Here is a 2,790-nt window from a genome sequence, read left to right as displayed (position 1 = left end):
AGGTGTTCGCCAGCGGCGAAGCGCTGCCGGCGGATCTGGTGCGGCGTTTCATGGGCCAGCACCCGGCGGCGCTGGTCAACCTGTACGGCCCGACCGAAGCGGCCATCGACGTCTCGGTGTGGCGTTGCTCGATGGACGACCTGATCGTGCCGATCGGCAAACCCATCGCCAACCTGCGCCTGTACATCCTCGACGCGGCCATGCAGCCACTGCCAATCGGCAGCATCGGCGAGCTGTACATCGGCGGTGTCGGCGTGGCCCGTGGCTACCTGAAACGCCCGGACCTGACCGAGGAACGTTTCCTCGCCAGCCCGTTCGTTGAAGGTGATCGCCTGTACCGCACCGGCGACCGTTGCCGCTTTCTCGCCGACGGCAATATCGAATACCTCGGCCGCCTCGACCATCAGGTGAAACTGCGCGGCCAGCGTATCGAGCTGGGTGAAATCGATGCCGAGTTGCTGAATCAGGCCGGCGTGCGCGACGCCGCGACCTTGCTGCTGGATCAGCGTCTGGTGAGCTTCTGGTGCGGTGACGCCGAAGAAGCCGCCCTGCGCGCGGCCCTCGGCGACAACCTGCCGACGCACATGGTGCCAAGCCTGCTGGTGCAGCTGGACAGCCTGCCGCTCAACAGCAACGGCAAGCTCGACCGCAAGGCCCTGGCTGCCACGGCGCTGCCGGACACCCGCGTCGACCGCCTACAGGTCGCACCGCGCAATGCCACCGAAACCGTGCTCTGCGAGCTGTTCAGCGAACTGCTCGAATGCGGCCCGGTAGGCATCGAGGATCACTTCTTCCAGCTCGGCGGTCATTCCCTGCTGGCGACCCGTCTGGTGGCGCGAGTGCGTGAGCGTCTAAACGCTTCGCTGCCGCTGGCGCTGGTGTTCGCGCAACCGACGGTGGCGGCATTGGCCGGACACCTCAAGACGGCAACCCCGGGTGAGCTGATCACGGCGGCTGCGCGCCCGGAGCGTCTGCCACTGGGTCTGGCGCAACATCGCTTCTGGATGCTCGGCCGCCTGGTGCCGGAGTCCCGCGAATACCACATGCCCTTTGCCCTGACCCTGCGCGGCGAACTGGACGTCAAAGCCCTGAGCGAGGCGTTTGAACAGGTCAGCCAGCGTCATCTGGTGTTGCGCAGCCGCATCGTCGAGATCGAAGGCGATGCGCAATTGTTGATCGACGATCAAGGGCCGGAGCTGGTAATCACCACCGTCAGTGCGGAGGACTGGACCTGGGCCTGCCTGGGGGCCGAAACCACCTTGATGGCCCCGTTCGACCTGGCCACCGCCGCCCCGTGGCGCGCGCACCTGTTGCAACGCCAAAACAGCGACGAAAGCCGCCTTCTGGTCTGCCTGCACCACAGCGCCACCGACGGCTGGGCCATGCAGTTGCTGATCGACGAGTTGAGCCAGGCCTACAGCGCCAACCTGCGTGGACAAGCGCCGGGCTGGCCCGAGCTTGAGATCGACTACCTCGACTTCGCCCTGTGGCAACAACACCCGGACACCCAGGCCCGGCGCAGCGCCAGCCTGGACTACTGGAAAAACCACCTGGGCCAGGACGACTACCAGCTCGACCTCCCGCTGGACCGCCCGCGCGGTGCCGAAGTAGATCGCCGCGCCGGCCAACTGACCCTCAGCCTCGGTGCCGAGCGCGCCGAAGCCATTCGCCGGTTCGCCCGTCAACGCGGCACCACGTCTTACGTGGTGCTGGCCAGTGCCCTGAGCGCCCTGCTCGCCCGCTACAGCGGTCAGCGCGAGATTCGTCTCGGCACCCCGGCCGACCAGCGCGAGCAGCCACAAACACAGGCGTTGCTGGCGTGTCTGGTGAACACCCTGGTGATCCGTAGCGAGATCGACCAGCAGGCCCCGGCAACGCAATTGCTGGCCAGCCTGGAAGCCGATCTGCGCGCGGCACAGGCCCACGCCGACCTGCCCTTCGCCACCCTGGTGGGTGCCGTGGCCCAGCGCCGTGATCTGAACCGCACGCCACTGTTCCAGGTGCTGTTCTCCCTCAACCACGGGCGCATGGACAGCCGCCAGTGGCCGGGCCTGAGCATCGACGAGCAGACATTGCCGGCCATCGACGCCAAGTTCGAACAGAGCTGGGAAGTCCAGGACGACGGCAGCGACATGATCCTCGCCCTCGAATACCAGTCGGCGCTGTTTGACCAGCACACGATGCAGCGCTGGAGCGAGCAATGGTGCGCCCTGCTCGACGCGCTGGTGGCTGCCCCCGAGCGCTCGCTGGTGGAGCTGTTCCCGCAGCAGCAGGATCAGCAGCAACTGGATCGCTGGAACGCCACCGAGCGTCTGTATCCTGGCCCGACCAATCTGCATACGGCTTTGAGCCAGCAGGCGGCGCTGACACCGAATGCTCCGGCCCTGGTGTTCGAAGGCCAGCGCCTGAGCTATGCCGAGCTGGATCAGCGTGCGCAACAACTGGCCCGTGCCCTGCGCGCTCAAGGCATCGGTCGCGACAGCATCGTGCCGGTGTGCATGGAGCGTTCGGTGGAAATGGTCGTCGCCCTGCTTGGCATCGTGCATGCCGGTGCGGCCTGGTTGCCGCTGGATCCTGAACTGCCGGCGGCGCGTCTGGCGTTTCTGATTGGGGATGCCGACGCTCGTATCACCTTGACCCAAGCGCAGTGGCTGTCGCGTCTGCCGGTCGGGCACACTGCCTGGACCCTCGATACCTTGCCACAGGCGCCAGCGGGCGAACCGTTGAACGTCGAGGCGGGTGATCTGGCCTACGTGCTCTACACCTCCGGTTCCACCGGCCAACCCAAAG

Annotated in this window: 1 protein-coding gene; it reads left to right on the top strand. The window is 66.5% G+C overall.

What is annotated here, in order from left to right:
• Positions 1-2,790, top strand: a 2,790-nt coding sequence (locus tag HNO86_RS30030) for a condensation domain-containing protein (RefSeq protein ID WP_175380559.1), incomplete at both ends; no start/stop codon positions are given.

This window comes from Pseudomonas sp. C1C7 (assembly GCF_013359595.1).
Taxonomy (GTDB): Bacteria; Pseudomonadota; Gammaproteobacteria; order Pseudomonadales; family Pseudomonadaceae; genus Aquipseudomonas.
Note: the sequence above shows the minus strand (reverse complement) of the source record. Positions and strands in the feature narration are given on the sequence as shown.